13 protein-coding genes are annotated in these 19,248 nt (G+C 68.2%); 8 read left to right on the top strand and 5 right to left on the bottom strand.

Translation table 11 applies throughout. The features are described from left to right. The first annotated feature begins 373 nt into the window (after positions 1 to 373). The 3 genes from ACWPN7_RS31540 (at position 374) to ACWPN7_RS31550 (ending at position 2,425) form a co-directional block, all read left to right on the top strand. On the top strand, positions 374 to 1,018 hold the full coding sequence (locus ACWPN7_RS31540; RefSeq protein WP_459197061.1) for a YcjF family protein: 645 nt from the start codon (positions 374 to 376) through the stop codon (positions 1,016 to 1,018). Between the two features lie 118 nt (positions 1,019 to 1,136). After that, positions 1,137 to 1,334 (top strand): hypothetical protein, encoded by a 198-nt coding sequence (locus ACWPN7_RS31545; RefSeq protein WP_451995648.1) that lies wholly within the window; start codon positions 1,137 to 1,139, stop codon positions 1,332 to 1,334. Next, the gene (locus tag ACWPN7_RS31550; protein WP_459197060.1) at positions 1,331 to 2,425 is read left to right on the top strand and encodes a prohibitin family protein; all 1,095 of its coding nucleotides are present in this window, start codon (positions 1,331 to 1,333) and stop codon (positions 2,423 to 2,425) included. The genes ACWPN7_RS31545 and ACWPN7_RS31550 overlap by 4 nt, the downstream gene beginning before the upstream one ends. Positions 2,426 to 2,459: 34 nt before the next feature. On the opposite strand, the gene ACWPN7_RS31555 is transcribed toward ACWPN7_RS31550, so the two are convergent. Continuing rightward, entirely contained in the window at positions 2,460 to 4,454 is a 1,995-nt protein-coding gene (locus ACWPN7_RS31555) for a methyl-accepting chemotaxis protein (protein WP_459197059.1), read from the bottom strand. A gap of 348 nt (positions 4,455 to 4,802) precedes the next feature. On the opposite strand from ACWPN7_RS31555, the gene ACWPN7_RS31560 reads away from it, so the two are divergent. Beyond that, a complete protein-coding gene (locus tag ACWPN7_RS31560) occupies positions 4,803 to 6,797 on the top strand; it encodes a methyl-accepting chemotaxis protein (RefSeq protein ID WP_492273718.1) in 1,995 nt (664 codons plus the stop codon). A gap of 60 nt (positions 6,798 to 6,857) precedes the next feature. Here ACWPN7_RS31560 and ACWPN7_RS31565 read toward each other — a convergent pair whose 3' ends face one another. The 3 genes from ACWPN7_RS31565 to ACWPN7_RS31575 all read right to left on the bottom strand — a co-directional run bounded on the left by ACWPN7_RS31565 (position 6,858) and on the right by ACWPN7_RS31575 (position 9,657). Further along, positions 6,858 to 7,451 (bottom strand): DUF4142 domain-containing protein, encoded by a 594-nt coding sequence (locus ACWPN7_RS31565; RefSeq protein ID WP_451995656.1) that lies wholly within the window; start codon positions 7,449 to 7,451, stop codon positions 6,858 to 6,860. 256 nt (positions 7,452 to 7,707) lie between these two features. Next, a complete protein-coding gene (locus tag ACWPN7_RS31570) occupies positions 7,708 to 8,079 on the bottom strand; it encodes a c-type cytochrome (RefSeq protein WP_040136324.1) in 372 nt (123 codons plus the stop codon). Between the two features lie 294 nt (positions 8,080 to 8,373). Further along, on the bottom strand, positions 8,374 to 9,657 hold the full coding sequence (locus ACWPN7_RS31575) for a pentapeptide repeat-containing protein (RefSeq protein WP_040136320.1): 1,284 nt from the start codon (positions 9,655 to 9,657) through the stop codon (positions 8,374 to 8,376). A 428-nt stretch (positions 9,658 to 10,085) separates the two neighbouring features. On the opposite strand from ACWPN7_RS31575, the gene ACWPN7_RS31580 reads away from it, so the two are divergent. From ACWPN7_RS31580 to ACWPN7_RS31595, 4 genes are all read left to right on the top strand, one after another. Beyond that, a complete protein-coding gene (locus ACWPN7_RS31580; protein ID WP_051658460.1) occupies positions 10,086 to 10,520 on the top strand; it encodes a response regulator in 435 nt (144 codons plus the stop codon). Positions 10,521 to 10,661: 141 nt separating this feature from the next. Continuing rightward, positions 10,662 to 15,608, top strand: coding sequence for a HAMP domain-containing protein (locus ACWPN7_RS31585; RefSeq protein ID WP_349619700.1), 4,947 nt, complete (start codon positions 10,662 to 10,664; stop codon positions 15,606 to 15,608). Positions 15,609 to 15,618: 10 nt separating this feature from the next. Then, the gene (locus ACWPN7_RS31590) at positions 15,619 to 17,706 is read left to right on the top strand and encodes a response regulator (RefSeq protein WP_456522019.1); all 2,088 of its coding nucleotides are present in this window, start codon (positions 15,619 to 15,621) and stop codon (positions 17,704 to 17,706) included. Between the two features lie 136 nt (positions 17,707 to 17,842). Beyond that, the gene (locus tag ACWPN7_RS31595) at positions 17,843 to 18,442 is read left to right on the top strand and encodes an RT0821/Lpp0805 family surface protein (RefSeq protein WP_051658458.1); all 600 of its coding nucleotides are present in this window, start codon (positions 17,843 to 17,845) and stop codon (positions 18,440 to 18,442) included. Positions 18,443 to 18,448: 6 nt separating this feature from the next. Here ACWPN7_RS31595 and ACWPN7_RS31600 read toward each other — a convergent pair whose 3' ends face one another. Further along, positions 18,449 to 19,243 (bottom strand): DUF3108 domain-containing protein, encoded by a 795-nt coding sequence (locus ACWPN7_RS31600; RefSeq protein ID WP_040136318.1) that lies wholly within the window; start codon positions 19,241 to 19,243, stop codon positions 18,449 to 18,451. Positions 19,244 to 19,248: the final 5 nt, after the last annotated feature.

Here is a 19,248-nt window from a genome sequence, read left to right on the forward strand (position 1 = left end):
ACCTTCTTTTTGATGGCAAATCCTTTGACGAAAACAACTGCATTCGTTAGCCCATATGACGGTGCCGCCGGCCACCACCGGCGGCGTTTTCGGAGCGGGCCGTTCCTGCGAGGTCGGGGCGTTCGCATTTGGTCTTTCCTAGCCCTCTCCCCTCTGGGGAGAGGGTGGCCCGAAGGGCCGGTGAGGGGGTTGCGCGCGGCGGTACGTCCGGCGAAATCGCATCCCCCTCACCCTAACCCTCTCCCCGGAGGGGAGAGGGGATTCCAAATGCGTTTGCCCGGCCTTTGGGGCCGACAGTCGCCGCGGGCCATCCGGTGCGCGGCGTTCATTGCTGATTTTCTCTCGACAACGTCCCTTTTTGGAGCACCACAGCATGGTCAGTGAGAAGGAAACCCCGGGCGGCAAGGCCAAGCCGGAAACGGCCGTCGCCCCGGCCCCCACCCCGGCTCCGGAGGCCGTGACGGCCGCCCTTGAAACCACCACCGCCAGCACCTCCGAAGCCGCTCCGGAAGCCACCCCGGCCGCTCCGGTGTCCACCGAGGCGCAGGCGGCGGAGATCATCCGCAAGCATGTGCTGCTGTCCGCCGCGGCGGGCGTCATCCCGCTGAACTTCGTGGACACCGCGGCGCTCGCCGTCGTCCAGCTCCGCCTGCTCAAGGAGCTGTCGGAACTGCACGGCGTCGACTTCCGCGGCGACATCGGCCGGTCCGCGGTCGGCACGCTGTTCGCGACGGTCGCCCCGACCGCCCTGGGCGGCAGCCTGCTCGGCTCCATGGCGTTCAACATGGCTCTGCGCTCGGTGCCGGTGATCGGCACGGTGACGCGGCTGGCCACCCAGCCGGCCTTCAACAGCGCCTTCACCTACGCGCTGGGCAAGGTCTTCCAGCAGCACTTCGCGTCGGGCGGCACCTTCCTGACCTTCCAACCGGAAAAGGTGAAGACCTATTTCCGCGAGAAGTTCGAGGAAGCCCGCCGCCGCAAGGGTGCGACGCCGGAGGCGGCCCCGGCCGCGGCCTGACCGCGAACCCGGACGCCGCTGCGGAGCGGGAGGACGGGCGGGGACGCTTCCGCGCATCCCCGCCCCCTCCGTCCGCCGTCACCCCTCCGCCCTGCTCCCATTCCAAGGCCGGACGCGCATGCCCCTCGTTCTCGTCATGCTCTATCTCCTCGCCTGTCTGGTGTGCGCCGTCATGGGCCGCAACACCACGATCGGCTTCATCGGCCATTTCCTGCTGGCCCTTTTCCTGACTCCGCCGGTGAACTTCGTGATCCAGGCGGTGGGCCGCCCCAGCACGCGGGAACGTGAGAAGATGCTGATGACGAGACCGCGATGACCACGCTCGACCAGTCCGCCGGGGACGGCCTCGCCCGTGCCCCCCTGGGGCAGCGCGCCGGCCTCTGGCTGAAACGGCGCAGCGTGTCGATCTACGCGGTGACGCTGACCCTGATCCTCGGTTTCCTCGCCATCGCCCCCGCCGTCTTCGTCGAGGTGCCCTCCGGCCATGTCGGCGTGCTGTGGCTGCGCTTCTTCGGCGGCACGGTCACCGACCGGATCTACAGCGAAGGCACCCACCTGATCTTCCCGTGGGACCGCGTGACGATGTACGACGTGCGCCTGCGCACCGACACCCGCACATACGAGGCGGTGGCGGCCAACGGCATGTCGATGACGGTGAACGTGGCGCTGCGCTACCGCGTCAACCCACCCGCCGCCGGTCTGGTCCACAAGCTGGCCGGGGACGATTACGCGGAAAAGCTGGTGCATCCGGAGATTGCCAGCCTCGTCTACGAATTCGTGTCGAAGCACAACCCGGAGAATTTCTACTCGATCAACCGCGCGGACATCCAAGGCTTCCTGCTGCGGGAGGCCCGCCAGCAGTTCCCCACGCCGCCGACCGATCTGCAGGCACTGAGACTGCCCCCCGGTACGGCGGCGGACGATTACAACTCCGTGATGATCCGGATCGAGGACGTGCTGGTGGCCGGGGTCAGCTTCCCGCCGCTGGTCCGCCAAGCCATCGACCGCAAGATCGAGCAGCAGCAGATCATGGAGGAATACGACTTCCGCATCGCCCGCGAGGCCAAGGAGCGCGACCGCAAGCGGATCGAGGCGGAGGGCGTGCGCGACTTCCAGGACATCGTCGCCCGCAACATCACGCCGGAATATCTGCGCCTGCGCGGCATCGAGGCGACGCGGGCCTTCGCCACGTCATCGAACGCCAAGACCATCATCATCGGTGGGCGGGACGGCCTGCCGGTCATCCTGAACACCGGCGACGATGCCAAGCCGAACACGGCGGCCAATTCCGTGACCGGCACCGCCGCCAAGGAACCGGACGGGCTCGCGGGCCGCCTGTCCACCCTGGACGAGCCGCCGTCGGAGAACAGCGCGCCGGAAACACCGCCGGACACCGCCGGGCGCTGAGGCCCGGCGGGACCGCAACCTCCGAAGAAACCGGCTACTCGGCGGCCTCCGCGAGGGTCCGGGCGAAATCGCGCTCCATCTCGTCGAGCAGCCGGACCACCTCCGCCGACGCCCGCTTCATTTCGGCGGCGTGGCGTTCGGCCTCCATGCGGTTGCCGGCCTGGAGGGCGAGCAGCGTCTCGCGGCCCGACTCATGGACCGTGCGGTGCGGGGTGGCCATGCCCTTGTAAGTGGGCAGGCGCATCGTCCGGGGATCGTTCACGCTGTCGTACCAGCGGCCGAGGCGGCAGGAGTGATGGGTGGACAGGTCCGCCGGCAGAAGCGTGCGCTGGCCGCCCACCGCCTCCATGATCCTGTCCACGAAGGCGAGATGGTCCTGTTTGGCGAGACGGACCAGCTCGCCCACCCCGTCGCGGCTCATCTGGTCGACCTCCTCCCGGCCGATCTTGCGCTCGTCGAAGCGGATGTGCAGCCGGTTGTCGTGCCGCGCCACCACCGAGCCGCGCAGGGACAGTTTGTAGCCGGGAAGCGACACGGTGACCTGCCCGCCGCTAGGCGCCGCCCCCTTCGTCTCGGCGTAGCAGCCGCATTCGGAGATGTCGCGGACCAGCGCCGGCGTCTGATCCACGCTGCCGTCCAGCAGGACCGGGCGGCGGCGCGTGTGCCGCCGGTTCGCCAGATCGGAGGAAGTGCGGATGGCCCGCGCCAGCAGGGACGGCAGGGTGTCCAGCGCCTCCTGCATGCGGTTGGCGCTTTCGCCGACCGTGTAGGCCACGGTGGTGGCGCGCTCGGTCTCGCCGCCGACCTCGGTCATCCGGCTGGCGATGCCGCGGAAGATTCCGGCGACCTCACCGATGTTGCGGGCGATCTCGCGCGAGGCGGAGGACTGCTCCTCCACCGCCGCGGCGATCGAGGAATTGATCTCCTGCATGGTGGTGATGGTGGTGGCCACCCCGTCCATGCCGGTGATGGCCTGCTCCGCCACCGCCTGGATGGCGCCGACCTTGGCGGCGATCTCGTCCGCCGCCTTGGCCGACTGCCCGGCGAGGTTCTTCACCTCCGTCGCCACCACGGCGAAGCCCTTGCCGGCCTCGCCGGCGCGGGCCGCCTCGATGGTGGCGTTCAGCGCCAGCAGGTTGGTCTGCCCGGCGATGGCGCGGATGATGTTCAGGATGCCGCCGATCTCCTGCGCCGCGGTGCTGAGCTGCGCCATGACCTGGCGGGCCTCGCCGCTCTTCTCCACCGCCTCGCTGGCGATCCGGGACGCGCCGCCGACCTGCACCGAGATTTCGCGGACCGCGGCCTGAAGCTGCTCCGCCCCGGCGGCGACGGTCTGGGCGGCGTCGAGCGCCTCCTCGGTGTCGGCGGACGTGCCGGCGATGCTGTCCTTCACGGACGCGCAGACGCTGTCCAGGTCACCGACCGTGCGGCGCAGGTCCGCTGTGTAGCTGGCGACGCTGTCCACCACGTCGTTGGCCTCGTGGTCGATGGAATCGACCATCGCGTCCACCGCCTGGAGCCGCTCGTCGATCAGCCGGTCCCAATAGACGGACAGGGCGGCGTCCAGATCCATCAGGACCGCCGACACCACGGCGCGCTGCATGGTCACGATGGAGCCGAGCCGGCAGCCGGTCAGCAGCGTCCCGCCCATGCTCTGCGCCAGGGCGGCCATGATCTCCCCCAGAATGAAGGCGTAGCCGCCGACGTACCAGCTCGGGCTCAGCCCGATGCGGTGATGGGCGATGCCGACCGCGCGCACGGATTCCTTGTAGCTGTCGTCGAAGCGGCCTTCGAACAGCCGGGTCCAATGCGCGATCTGTGCCCGCTTGGCCCCTTCGACCTGCGCCGGGTTGGCGAACAGGCCGGCCAGTTCGGGCTGGGCCATCGTGCGGGCGTAGAAGCGGTCCAGAATCCCCGGCAGAGCCCTGGCGATGATCGGCAACGCCTGCCGCAGGCTGCCGACCGCCTCCGGTCCCAGATCGAAATAGGCGGTCTTGGTGACATCCAGGGCGTGCAGCGAGTCCGGCATGGCGAATGTTTGTATTCTGTAATGAAGGAACGCCAACCGATAACATTTCCGCCAAACCAAAGGTATCGCTAACAGGAATTCGAGTGCGACATGCTGTCCCACTTCATGATTAACAGATGGTTTATTTTGTGATGCACACAACAGGAGTGCAATGAATAAGCCTTGAAACACAATCACTTTGCTCAAGACGGTCGGAAAAAGTCGCAACGGGGTCTTCACATTGCGTGATTCCGGGGCGTCCCGAGGTTGATAAAACCATTTGTTACAAATACGCGACAAAGTTACCAATGCGCCGCCGTTCCGGCGCCTCCGGAGCGACCCGACGATTTTTCAAGGAGTTCTCGGCCGATGAATCCCCTCCGCACGCTCAGCCTTGCGACGAAGCTGACCATTCTGTGCACGCTCGGCCTGATTGCCCTGTCCGGCGCTCTGACCTACGCGACGATCGTCAAGGTCACCGCCAGCATCAGCAAGGACGCGGCGGAGCGGAGGGAGCAGGCCATCACCAACTTCCGGATGCTGCTCGATCAGAGGGGATCGGAGTACCGGCTCAAGGACGGCGCGCTCTACATCGACGATGTCAAGCTGGACGGCGCGAACGACATCGTCGACACCGTCCGCAGCGTCACCGGCGGCGTGGCCACCATCTTCCGCGGCGACACTCGCGTGGCGACCAACATCCACAACCCGGACGGCAACAGGGCCGTCGGGACGAAGCTGGCCCGCGGTCCGGTCTATAGCGCCGTCATCGATGGCAAGGAGCCCTTCCGCGGCGAGGCCGATATCCTGGGCGAGGCCTATTTCACCGCCTACGACCCGATTATCGACCAGAACGGCGAGGTCATCGGCGTCCTGTTCGTCGGCCTCAAGAAGAGCGTCGCGCTGCGCGTTCTGGAGGAGGTGGTCCCCAACATCATCCAGGTGGCGGCGGTCATCACCGTCGGCATGGCCTTGGTGATGCTGCTGGTGGTGCGGCGCCAGTTCCGCACGCTGGACCAGATCCGCGGCACCATGTTCCAACTGGCCGACGAGCATTACGAAGTGGCGGTGCCCGGCCTGGACCGCCAGGACGAGATCGGCGCCATGGCCAAGACCGTCGAGGTCTTCCGCCTGAAGGGGATCGACAACCAGCGTCTGCGCGAGGCGCAGGAGCGCGAGCGTCGCGAGGCCGAGGCCGCCAAGATCGCCGCCCTGGAATCCATGGCCCGCACGGTGGAGCAGGAAACCCGCACCGCCGTGGACCGCGTCGCCGAGCGGTCGGTCTCGATGGACAGCAACGCCCAGGCGATGGCCAGTTCGGCCGAGACCGTCTCCGCCAACTCGCAGAGCGTGGCGGCGGCTGCGGAACAGGCGCTGGGCAACGCCCAGGCCGTGGCGGCGGCCACCGACCAGCTCACCGCCTCCATCGCCGAGATCACCGGTCAGGTTACCTTCGCCAGCCAGATTTCCCGCCGCGCCGTGGAAAGCGGTCGCAAGACCGAGGACGTGGTGCTCTCCCTGTCCGAGGCCATTGGCCACATCGGGGAGGTCGCCACCTTCATCCAGGACATCGCCAGCCAGACCAACCTGCTGGCGTTGAACGCGACGATCGAGGCGGCGCGCGCGGGCGAGGCCGGCAAGGGCTTCGCCGTGGTCGCCCAGGAGGTGAAGAACCTCGCCACCCAGACCTCCAAGTCGACGGAGGAGATTTCCCGCCAGATCACCGACCTGCAGAGCATGACCGCCGGGGCCGTCGACGCGGTGCAGGACATCGGGCGGACCATCACCGAGATCGACGGGGTCGCCAGCAGCATCGCCAGCGCCATGGACGAGCAGGGTGCCGCGACCAGCGAGATTTCCCGCAACGTCGGCCAGACCGCCGCCGCCGCGCAGGAGGTGTCGTCCCGCATCGCCCATGTGTCGGAGGAAGCGGCGGTGACCGGCAACCGTGCCGACGAGGTGCGCCGGGTGGCGTCCGACGTGGCGGGGAGCATCGACCATCTGCGCGAGATGCTGGTCCGCGCCGTGCGCACCGCCACGCCGGAGGTGGACCGCCGCCGCGCCCCGCGGTTCGAGGTCAACCTGCCCTGCACCATCTCCGGGGCCGTGGGGTCGCTGTCGGGCCACCTCACCAACCTGTCGGAAGGCGGCGCCACGATCCGCGGCCTGGACCGGTCGCAGGTCGGCAGCCGTGGCGTGCTGACCATTCCCGGCTGCACCGTCTCCATCCCCTTCGCGGTGCTGGGGGGCAAGGAGCAGGATCTGCATGTCCGGTTCGAACTGACGCCGGACGTCGCCGACCGCTTCGCCGCGGACGTCCAACGCCTCACCGTGGGCCTGCACCCGCTTCCGGCGGTCGCCTGAGGCGGATCATCGGGCCTAGCCCGCGGCCGATTCCGCGGGCTAGGCCGCAGAAGTCCGCCGCTACGGCAGTTGCGCCAGCGGATTGCCGAGCGCGCGCAGTTCGCGCGCGTGCATTTGCAGGCCGGGTAACCATTTGGCGGCGAAGGACCGGACGTCCGGGTCGGTGCCGCCCTGGGCCTGCGCGTTGAACAGGGCGATCGACACCTCGTGCTCGGCGATCTGCTGTTGCAGATACTGCCGGTCGAACGCGGTGCCCTGAAGCGAGGCCAACGCGTCGGCGACCGCCTGCCGGCCGGGGTCCGGGGCAGTGGGCGGCGTGACGCCCTTGGCCTGGGCCAGCCGGGCGAGTTCCTGGTTGGCTTGGGTGTGGTCGGCGGCAATGCGCCGGCCGAGGTCGCGCACGGTGGCGCTGGACGCCTGCCGCTGGGCCAGCGTGCCCATCGCCACCTCGCCGAAGCCGCCGTAGGCCGCCTGGGTCAGGAAGGACTGGTCCGCCACCGTCAGCGTCGACGAGGCGCCCGACCAGGCGCTTCCCATCTGGGACGTGGAAGCGCCGGAGCTGCCCATCGGTGGCACGAGGCCCGGCTCGCTCGAACAGGCGGCGAGCGCGAGGATGGACACGGCGGCAAGGGCCGCGGTTCGCAGCATGGGCATTCCGACCTCCCGATGTGCAATCTTGCGTTGGGACACACCGCTCCCCCAACAGCCTCCTGTTCTCCTTGTGCCTGGCGACGAGCGTTTTTACGGGTCCACTGCCCACAAGGGCAGGTTGACCGCTGCCATCCTCATAGGACGGACCGCTGGGAGGTGGGTGGCCCTGTCCGGACGGGCGTGCCCTTGCGGCCGGGCGCTGGTTGCGGGAGGGGCCGTCGCCCCTCCCGGTCACCCAGTGGGTGTCCTTGCGGACGCGTCAGCTGTTCTTCTTCAGGAAGGCGATCAGGTCCTTGCGAGCCTGCTCGTTCTTCACACCGGCGAAGGCCATCTTGTTGCCCGGGACGGTGCCCTTCGGATCGGTCAGGTACTTGTCGAGATTGGCCTCGTCCCAGGTCAGACCGGCGCCCTTCATGGCGTCGGAATATTTGAAGCTCTCGATGGAGCCCGACGGGCGGCCGACGACGCCGTGCAGGTTCGGGCCGACGCGGTTCGGGCCGCCGGCCTCGATGGTGTGGCAGGCCTTGCACTGGTTGAACACCTTCTCACCCGCATCGGCGTCCTGCGCCGAGGCGATGCCGGGAAGGGCGGCGAACAGGCCGAAGGCCAGAACGGCAACACTACGCTTCATTGCACTATCCTCGATTTCCAATGCCCAAAAGACAGGCACGGCTACCCAAGGCCCGCAGGGCATCCTGCGTTGTTCGCTTCGCCACGATCAATATTCGTCGCATCGGCGCGCGGCGTCCGCCGCTCCGTTACTTGGCCTCGATCATGACAAGCGGCTTGGGAAACCAGCCGCCACCTCGGCCGGCGTTGTAATCCCCGCATGCTGGTATGCACAATGCCGGGCATGGCTGGAGGCCAGCCCCTGCGACAAAATGCCCGACTCTTTTCGAAAATTTTTCGGGATTAAAATTTTCGGTCACTTCAACCGGCAATGGACCAGCGTCGTTCCGGTGGTGTTGGCCTTCTCAATGTCGGTGTCGCGCAGGTCGGCTCCCGACAGGTTGCAGTTGGTCAGGTCCGCTCCGGCCAGCCGCGCACCCCGCAGGTCGGCGCCACGAATGTCGCTGTCGGCCAGTTGGGCGTTGCGCAGGTTGGTCGGCCACAGGCGCCCGGTGGGCTGGCCGTCCGCCGCCAGAAGCTCGATGGCCCGCATCACCGCGTTGCGCATCATGGCGCGGGTCAGGTCGCAGCCCTCGAAGCTGGCCCCGGACAGTTCCGAATTCTCGAAACAGGCCTCCCGCATGCGGCAGCCGGGAAACTGGGCGATCTGCAGCTTGCTGTCGCGGAAGCTCGCCCGCGTGAAGTCGCAATTGCGGAAGATCGCCCCGCTCAGATCGCAGCCGTCGAAATCGGTCCCGACGAATGCCCCGTCCGACACGTCGAACCGCTTGCCCTGCTTTCCGTTGCTGTTGATCCAGCGGACATGGCCGTCCAGCCCCTCCCGGATTTCCGGCGGGAAGTCCGACTGGTTGCGATGGTAGATGGCGCCCATCATCCGCGCCTCCGCCCAATCGGCGGTGGCCATGGCGACGTTGCGCAGTTCGGCGTCGCGCAGGTCGGCGCCCTGGAAGGTGGCGCCGGCAACGACGGCGTTGTTCAGGATGGCGCCCTTCAGCTTCGCCATGCTGAAATCGGCGCCCCGCAGATCGGCACCGCTGAGGTTGGCGCCGAACAGGGCGGCGTTGCTGAAGTCCGCCCCTTCCAGGCTGGCGCGGGTCAGGTTGGCGCCGGTCAGATCGGCGTCGGTGAAGTTCGCGTTGACCAGCACGGCTTCCCGCAGCGCCGCCTCCCGCGCTTTGCGCCGGTCCTTCCACAGCACGAGTTGGCCGGGGCGGAGGTCGGCCCGTTCGAACAGGGTGTTGCGCAGGCAGGCCTTCGTGAAATTCGCCCCGCGCATGTCCGCCCCGACCAGCGAGGCCTCCCGCAGATCGGCGGAGACGAAGCTGGCGCCGAACAGATCCGCTCCGTCGAAGTTGCAGCGCTGGAGGACGCTGCGCCGGAAATTCGCTCCGGTCAAAATGGCGTCCGACAGGAGCAGCCCCGACAGGTCGAAACCGGTCAGGTCCGCCGCCTTCAATTGAAGGCGCAGTCCGTTCGGGCGCGCCGCCAGATAAAGCCGGTGGGCTCTGATGGCCTGCGCGAGATCCTCCAGGCTCAGGTCCGTCCCGTCACCCGGCCCGCTTGTCGGGGCACCGCTCATCCCGCTTCCCAGCACCCCTGCAATCGACTCCACGCCCGCCCCGCGGCGCAGTAGCAAGTTTACGCGCAAAATTACTTGCAAAATTGTTAAAAAGATCACACATCTCTACATGGCTGCCGCGCGTTTGCACCGCACATTTTAATCGAATCCAAGCAAAGACGGCCCAAACACGCCGGATTCGAACTATTCCATATTGAATTTAAGGAATATGCTTGCCCTCTTTTGGAGTGCGGTCACCCTACTGGGTATAACCTGTTGGGGGTATTTGACCTTTTCTCCCTTAATTGCCTCACCCCTCCGTGCTACTCGTCCCGGTCAGCTTCGCCGGTATCCGACGTCTCCGCTCGGGTTCCGGCGGCGGGCGGGATGGGCGCCTCATCGACGCCGTTCCGGCACCGCAGCCGGCAGAACGACAAGAGGGATAAGGGATGACCAACCCGATCAACAGGTCACCACGGGCCGGGGCGGACGGGACCGCGCCCGCCGAAACCACAACCCCCGTCCGGGTCCTGGTCGTCGAGGATGAGACGATCGTTGCCATGTATCTGACCGATATGTTGGAGGAGTTGTCTTACGAGGTGTGCGGCGTCGCCGCCAACGCCGCCGACGCGCTGAAGATCGCCGAGCGGGAACGCCCCGCTCTGGCCCTGGTGGACATCGGTCTCGCCGGTCCGCAGGACGGCATCGAGACCGCGCAGGCTCTGCGCGAGCGCTTCGCCGTTGGCAGCATCTTCATGTCCGGGGCCAGCGACCCCGTCCTGCTGGAGCGCGCCCGCGCCGCCGGCCCGCACGGCTTCATCCAGAAGCCCTACGACGAGCGCCAGCTGAAGACCCTGCTGCACAACGCCGCCCCCCAGCATTAGCCCCCGCCGCCTTCCGCTTGCCGTCCCATGGCTGCGCCGCTCCGGCGCGCGGCCAATCCGGCGTTCCGCCGGATGCGCCGTCGACCACGCGCAAGGGGACACCCGAGACACAGGCCTGGACTTCTTAGGGACCATCGCGTCATGACGATGACCGACGCTCACGACCGGCTCTCTCCCCAGCTTCTCCTGCGCGCGCTGCGCCAGTTCCGCAAGGGCGACTTCTCCGTGCGCCTGCCGCTCGACCTGGACGGGCTGGACGGCGAGATCGCCGCCGCCTTCAACGACGTGGTGGAGATGAACGAAGCCCTGGTGGAGGACGTCGGCCGGGTCAGCGTCGCCATCGGCAAGGAGGGTCGCATCGGCCAGCGCGTCCGCCTGCCCACCGCCTCGGGCGGCTGGGGCGACTGCGTGGACAGCGTCAACGCCATGGTCGCCGACCTGACCCAGCCGACCCAGGAGATGGCCCGCGTCATCGGCGCGGTCGCCAAGGGCGACCTGTCGCAGTCGATGCCGCTGGAGGTCGACGGGCGTCCGCTCCAGGGCGACTTCCTGCACACCGCCCGCACGGTCAACCGGATGGTCGAGCAGCTCGTCACCGTGACGGCGGAGCTGACGCGGGTGGCGCGCGAGGTCGGCATCGAGGGCAAGCTGGGCGAGCAGGCCCAGGTGAAGGACGTCGCCGGCACTTGGAAGGACCTCACCGACAACGTCAACCTGATGGCCGCCAACCTGACGGCCCAGGTCCGCAACATCGCCGACGTCACCACGGCGGTGGCGAAGGGCGACCTGTCGCGCAAGATCACCGTGGACGTGAAGGGCGAAATCCGCGAGTTGAAGGACACCATCAACACGATGGTCGACCAGCTCAACAGCTTTGCCAGCGAGGTCACCCGCGTCGCCCGCGAGGTCGGCAGCGAGGGCAAGCTCGGCGGACAGGCCCAGGTGAAGGGTGTGGCCGGCACCTGGAAGGACCTCACCGACAACGTCAACCTGCTGACCGGCAACCTGACCAATCAGGTCCGAAACATCGCCGACGTGACCACGGCCGTCGCCAACGGCGACCTGTCGCGCAAGATCACCGTGGACGTGAAGGGCGAAATCCGCGAGCTGAAGGACACCATCAACACGATGGTCGACCAGCTCAACAGCTTCGCCAGCGAGGTCACCCGCGTGGCGCGCGAGGTCGGCACCGAAGGCAAGCTCGGCGGACAGGCCCAGGTGAAGGGCGTCGCCGGCACCTGGAAGGACCTCACCGACAACGTCAACGCGATGGCGACCAACCTGACCAGTCAGGTCCGCAACATCGCGGAGGTCACCACCGCCGTGGCGAAGGGCGACCTGTCGCGCAAGATCACCGTGGACGTGAAGGGCGAAATCCGTGAGCTGAAGGACACCATCAACACGATGGTCGACCAGCTCAACAGCTTCGCCAGCGAGGTCACCCGCGTCGCCCGCGAGGTCGGCAGCGAGGGCAAGCTGGGCGGGCAGGCCCAGGTGAAGGGTGTGGCCGGCACCTGGAAGGACCTCACCGACAACGTCAACCTGCTGACCGGCAACCTGACCAATCAGGTCCGCAACATCGCCGACGTGACCACCGCCGTCGCCAACGGCGATCTGTCGCGCAAGATCACCGTCGACGTGAAGGGCGAAATCCTGGAGCTGAAGGACACCATCAACACGATGGTCGACCAGCTCAACAGCTTCGCCTCCGAAGTCACCCGCGTGGCCCGCGAGGTCGGCACCGAGGGCAAGCTCGGCGGACAGGCCCAGGTGAAGGGCGTCGCCGGCACTTGGAAAGACCTCACCGACAACGTCAACATGATGGCCGCCAACCTGACCGGTCAGGTGCGCGGCATCGCCGAGGTCGTGACGGCGGTTGCCGAGGGCAACCTGAAGCGCAAGCTGACCGTGGCGGCGCGCGGCGAGATCGCAGCGCTGGCCGACACCATCAACGGCGTGATCGAGACGCTGGCCATTTTCGCCGATCAGGTCACCAACGTGGCGCGCGAGGTCGGCATCGAAGGCAAGCTGGGCGGTCAGGCCAAGGTGCCCGGCGCCACCGGCGTCTGGGGCGACCTGACCGACAACGTGAACCAGCTCGCCGCCAACCTGACCACCCAGGTGCGCGCCATCGCCGAGGTGGCGACCGCGGTGACCAAGGGCGACCTCACCCGCTCCATCGCCGTCGAGGCGTCGGGCGAGGTGGCGTCGCTGAAGGACAACATCAACGAGATGATCCGCAACCTGCGCGACACGACGCAGAAGAACGCGGAACAGGACTGGCTGAAGACCAACATCGCCAAATTCACCCGGATGCTTCAGGGCGAGCGCGATCTGGTCACCGTCACCAACATGATCCTGTCGGAGATCGCGCCGCTGGTGAACGCCCAGCACGGCGTCCTCTACGTCACCAGCCGCGATGGCGACGAGCCAGTTCTCGATCTGGTCGCCAGCTACGCCCTGAAGGAGCGCGACGGGCTGGGCACCCGCTTCACGCTGAAGCAGGGTCTGGTCGGCCAGTGCGCCCACGAGAAGAAGCCGATCCTGCTGACCAACGTGCCGAAGGACTATGTGCGCATCAGCTCCGGCCTCGGCGAGGCGGCACCGCTGAACATCATCGTCCTGCCCGTGCTGTTCGAGAACGAGGTGAACGCCGTGCTGGAGCTGGCCTCCTTCGGCCATTTCAGCGAGACGCACCGCTCCTTCCTGGAGCAGCTGACGGAAAGCATCGGGATCGTCCTCAACACCATCGCCACCAACATGCGGACCGAGGGGCTGCTGAAGCAGTCGCAGCGCCTGACCGCCGAGCTGCAGAGCCAGCAGGAGGAGCTGAAGACCACCAACGAGCGGCTGGAGCATCAGGCCGCCTCGCTCCGCCAGTCGGAGGAGCTGCTGATGGCCCAGCAGGAAAAGCTGCGCCAGACCAACGAGGCGCTGGAGGAGAAGGCGGAGCAGCTCTCCCTGACCTCCAAATACAAGTCGCAGTTCCTGGCGAACATGAGCCATGAGCTGCGCACCCCGCTGAACAGCCTGCTCATCCTGTCCAAGCTGCTGTCGGACAACGGCGACCACAACCTGACCCCCCGGCAGGTGGAGTTCGCCCGCACGATCAACGCCGCCGGCTCCGACCTGCTGAACCTCATCAACGACATCCTCGACCTGTCGAAGATCGAATCCGGCACGGTCACGCTGGAGATCGGCGCGGTGGTGCTGGACGACCTGCGCGGCCATGTCGAGCGCACCTTCGCCCAGCTCGCCGAGGAGAAGGGGCTGCGCTTCGACATCGACATGACCCAGCCGCTGCCCGCGGCCATCCAGACCGACCAGAAGCGGCTGGAGCAGGTGCTGAACAACCTGCTGTCCAACGCCTTCAAATTCACCGAGACCGGCGGCGTCACCTTCCGGGTCGGGCTGGCCAGCGAGGGCTGGAGCGCGGCCCATCCCGTGCTGAACGCGGCGGAGGGGGTGCTGGCCTTCACCGTCGTCGACACCGGCATCGGCATTCCCGAGAACAAGCAGCGCATCATCTTCGAGGCGTTCCAGCAGGCCGACGGCACGACCAGCCGCAAATACGGCGGCACCGGTCTCGGCCTGTCGATCAGCCGCGAGATCGCCCGCCTGCTCGGCGGCGAGATCCGCGTGCAGAGCGAGTCCGGGGCGGGCAGCGCCTTCACGCTCTACGTGCCGATGGAGTTCGACATCGCCCGCTACGGCGACCCGGCGCCGAAGCTGGCCCCCTTCCCGACGCCGACGCGGCCCATCGTGGTGCCGGGGCCGGAGGAGCGGCTGGCACTGCCGCAGCACCACCCCGTCGCCGACGACCGCGAGCGCATCCGCCCCGGCGACCCGGTGGTCCTGATCGTCGAGGACGACGTGAAGTTCGCCTCGATCCTGGTCGATCTGGCGCGGGAGAAAGGCTTCAAGGCAATCCTCTCCCACGCCGGAAGCCCGGCCATGCCGATGGCCCGCAAATACCGGCCGGACGCGGTGATGCTGGACATCGGCCTGCCGGACATCGACGGCTGGGCGCTGCTCGACCTGCTGAAGCGCGACCCGCACACCCGCCACATTCCGGTGCACGTCATCTCCGCCAAGGAGGAGCGGCGCCGCGGCCTCGCCATGGGCGCCTTCGACTACACCGAGAAACCGGCCGACCGCGAGGCGATCTTCGCGGCGCTCGCCAAGGTCAAGGGCTTCGTGGAGCGCCACCAGCGCCGGCTGCTGATCGTCGAGAAGGTCCCCAACCCGGAGACCGGCGGCATCGCCGGCCTGATCGACCACGACAAGGGCGTCGGGGGCGGGGGCGGTGACGACATCGACATCAGCACCGTCACCTCCGCCGAGGCCGCCCGCGCGCTGCTGGCGCAGGAGCGGTTCGATTGCATGGTGCTCGACCTGACGATTCCCCAGCCCAGCGACTTCGAGCTGATCGACAGCCTGCGCACCCGCGACTCCACCGCCTGGATGCCGGTCGTTGCCTATGTCAGCGACGCCATCGCGCCGGAGGACGAGGCGCGGCTGCGCCGGCTGGCCGAGACGGTGGTGCTGCGCAGCGTCCATTCCGCGGACTCGCTGCTCGACGAGACGGCGCTGTTCCTGCACCGGGCGGTGGACCGGCTGCCCGACGACAAGCGCAACGCGCTCGACCAGATCCGCCAGCGCGACCCGGTGCTGGCGGGCCGCAAGGCGCTGATCGTGGACGACGATTTCCGCAACATCTTCTCGCTCGCCAGCGTCCTGGAGGCCCACGACATGACGGTGCTGCACGCCGAGAGCGGGCCGGAGGGGCTGGAGCTGCTGAAGGCGCACCCCGACCTCGACGTGGCTCTGGTCGACATCATGATGCCGCTGATGGACGGCTACCAGACCATCCGGGAAATCCGCGCGACCGCGTCCGGGCGCGGGCTGCCGGTGATCGCCGTCACCGCCAAGGCGATGAAGGGCGACCGCGAGAAGTGCATCGAGGCGGGGGCGACCGACTATCTCGCCAAGCCGGTGGACATCGATCACCTGCTGTCGCTGCTGCGGGTCTGGGCCGGACGTCGGCAGGACGACGACGCGGGGCACACCCATGCCGGACGGGAGTGAGGAGAAGCCCATGCCCCACCCCCACATGCCCGCCAGCTTCGCCGAAATCGAGGACGCCACACTGCCGCCGCCGGAGGTCCGCGTGCTCGTCGTCGACGACGATCCCCGGAACCTGCTGGCGATGCGGGAAACGCTGGCCGACCTCGACGCCACGGTGATCCTCGCCCGCTCCGGCGAGGAGGCGCTGAAGCGTATTCTCGACCAGGACTTCGCGGCGATCCTGATGGACGTCCATATGCCCGGCATGGACGGCTACGAGACGGCGGAGCTGATCCGCAACCGCCGCAAGTCGCGGCACATCCCCATCCTCTTCCTGACCGCCATCAACAAGGACGAGATGCACATCTTCCGCGGCTATTCCGCGGGGGCGGTCGATTACATGTTCAAGCCGGTGGACCCGGTCATCCTGCGCAGCAAGGTCACCGTCTTCGTCGAGCTGTACCGCAAGACCGAGGAGGTCAAGCGCCAAGCCGCCCTGCGCGAGCGGCTGATGGCCGAGAACTACCGCGTGCGCGCCGAGAAGCTGGAGGCCGAACAGGCGCTGCGCCGGTCGGAGGAGCGGCAGGCGATGATCGCCCGCTCCCTGCCGATCCTGCTCTACACCGCCGGGCCGGAGCGCGGCACGCCCTTCCGCTACGTCACCGAGAATGTCGAGGCGCTGTTCGGCTTCCCCGCCGAGCGCTTCCTGACGGACGGCGGTTTCTGGGAATCGCGCCTTCATCCGGACGACCGCGAGCGCGCCGCCGTCCAGTTCGACGCGATGCGGCAGGGCGGCGTGTCCACGGTGGAATACCGCTGGCGCGCCGCCGACGGGCAGTACCGCACGCTCCTGGAAAAGGCCATGCTGTTGCCGGGCGAGGGCGGCCGGCCGCCGGAACTCTGCGGCACGGTGCTGGACGTCACCGACACGCGGGAGCTTCAGCTCCAGCTCGCCCATGTCCAGAAGATGGAGACCATCGGCCAGTTGACCGGAGGCATCGCCCACGACTTCAACAACATGCTGACCGTGGTCATCGGCAGCCTGGAGCGGCTGGGCCGCATGGCCTTCGACGACCCCAAGGCGGCGCGTCGGGTGGAGATGGCCCTGCAGGCGTCGCTGCGCTGCTCCGACCTGACGCGGCGGCTGCTCGCCTTCGCACGGCGCCAGCAGCTCCATCCCGAGAGCGTGGACGTGGAGGCGCTGGTCCGCAACATGGGCGAGCTGATGGAGCGCACGCTGGGCTCGGCGATCACCGTCGAGATCGACAGCGCGCCGTCGCTCTGCCCGGCGCTGGTGGATCGCACCCAGGCGGAATCGGCCCTGCTGAACCTCGTCATCAACGCGCGCGACGCCATGCCGGCGGGCGGCACGCTGACCATCGCCACCGCGATGGTGGAGGCCGAGGAGGGGGACGCGGAACTGAGCCCCGGGCGCTATGTGCGGATGACCGTGAGCGACACCGGCTGCGGCATGCCGCCGGAGGTTCTGGCCCGCGCCTTCGAGCCCTTCTTCACCACCAAGGAGATCGGCAAGGGCACCGGTTTGGGGCTGAGCATGATCCACGGTTTCGTGAAGCAGTCGGGCGGGCTGATCCGGGTGGAGAGCGAGCCGGGGCGCGGCACCTCTTTCCACCTCCATCTGCCCTGCGCGCCCGCGGCCGTCCGTCAGGCGAAGGCGCCGGAGGACACCGAGGACAGCGGTCCGCTGCCCGGCCAGGGCGAGGTGATCCTGGTGGTGGACGACGACCGCGACGTGCGTCAGGTCGCCGTGCTGACCCTCCAGGATCTCGGCTACACCGTGGTCGAGGCGGAGAACGGGCCGGAGGCGTTGGCCGTTCTGGCCGGGGAGCCGCGGGTGGACCTGCTGTTCACCGACGTGGTGATGCCGGGCGGCATGAACGGGCTGGAACTGGCCCAGGAGGCGCAGCGCCGCCATCCCGCCTTGAAGGCGCTCTACGCCTCCGGCTACGCCCATGGTGTGGCCGGGGGCCTGAGCGGCGAGGGGCCGGGCGCGGAGTTCCTGATCAAGCCCTACCGCGACCGCGACCTCGCCCGCGCCGTCCGCAAGGCGTTGGGCGTCAGCGCGGCGGATGCCTTCCCGGAGTTGAAGAGCGCCTGACGATTGCCATTTCCGTCAAAGATCATTTCCGTCAAAGGCCGTCTCTGTTGAAGGCCATTGTCGCCCTTTTGCCTCAACCGTGAGCGGGGCCGTGGTGTTCAGATGACGGTCGCGTTGCAATAAAGGAGTAGCCGACGTGTCCGCTGTCCGCCTGTCCGGGATTCGCTTCGCCTCGGTCCTGTGCCTTGGCCTGTCCGTCGCCCTGCCCCTGACCTCCGTGCCCGCCACGGCGCAGGTGTTCACCCAGGGCGGTTACGGCGCGCCGACCCAGACCAATCCGCAAGGCGGCCCGCTGGGCAACGGCGGCAACAACACCACCTTCGGCATCGACAACGACCTGCTGGGCAAGCTGGGCGGGGCCGCCGTCGGGGCGCTCGCCGGGTCGCAGATCGGCAAGGGCAGCGGCAACCTGTTGGCCATCGGCGCCGGCGGTCTGCTCGGCTACTTCGCCGGCGGCTACCTGATGGAGCAGCTGAGCCCAGGCAGCCGCAACGCGGCGCAGAGCGCGGAGACCCGCGCGCTCGACGCGCCGGTCGGGCAGACCATCCGCTGGAACAGCCCGGACAGCACGAACACCAGCGGCACCATCACCCCGATCCGCGCCGGGCGCGATTCCGCCGGGCGGGAGTGCAAGGAGTTCCAGCACAAGGTGACCATCGACGGCCGCCAGGAGTCCGCCACCGGCACCGCCTGCCGCGGCGACGACGGCCAGTGGCGCCTAGCCGCCAACCCGTAACTCCGGTTACAAGCCGGCCTTCACGCCGACGGTGTGAACCAGCACCGTCATGGTGTCGGTCGGCACCTCCACCGTCACCGGGACGACGCGCCCGCTCTCCGGCGCGCGGGCGAACCACACGGTCGCCTTGCGCTCGACCCCTTCGGCGAAGAAGCGGTCCCGGTCGCGGTCGCCCTGGAAGCCGGCCACCGGGCGGACGGTGACCGCGCAGACCTCCGCCGTACCCGTGGCGATGCGGTAGCGCGACGACGGCAGGTCGCCCTTGCCCTGCGGCGTCATGATGATGTCGTAGCGGCGGCGCCCGTCATAGACGGGATAGCGTCCTCCGCAGCCGCCCGCCCGGCTGGCGGTCAGGATCACCGCCGCCCCGGCGCTCAACGGATCGATGCTGCCCCGGCGGCTGTCCGGCGGCACCCGCGCCGCCTTGTCGGGGCTGAGCGGCGGGTCGGCCGTCACGTCCACCCCGTCGGGGCCGAAGGACAGCGTCATGATGTCCTGTTTGCGGCGCAGCCGACGCTCGCCGCGGAAACGGTCCGGCTGGGCGGCGCCGGCCTCCAGCCGTCCCGCGGACTCGGCGTGGTAGCGGAAATTGGTGAAGAGGCCGAGCCAGGGCACCGCCTCCGCCTCCAAGGCCGCCCGGTAGCGGCTGGCGCCGCCCTCCGCCTCCTCGGTCAGCACGACGCTGCCGCGCGCCAGGGAGACGCCGCCGCCATAGGCGGCGAAGTCCAGCTCCAGCGTGGCGGCCCGGCCCGCCGCCGGCAGAAGAATCAGCAGCCCGGCGGCCAGGAGAATCCGCTTCACGGCGA

The sequence above is a fragment of the Azospirillum sp. UENF 312511 genome, assembly GCF_058780635.1.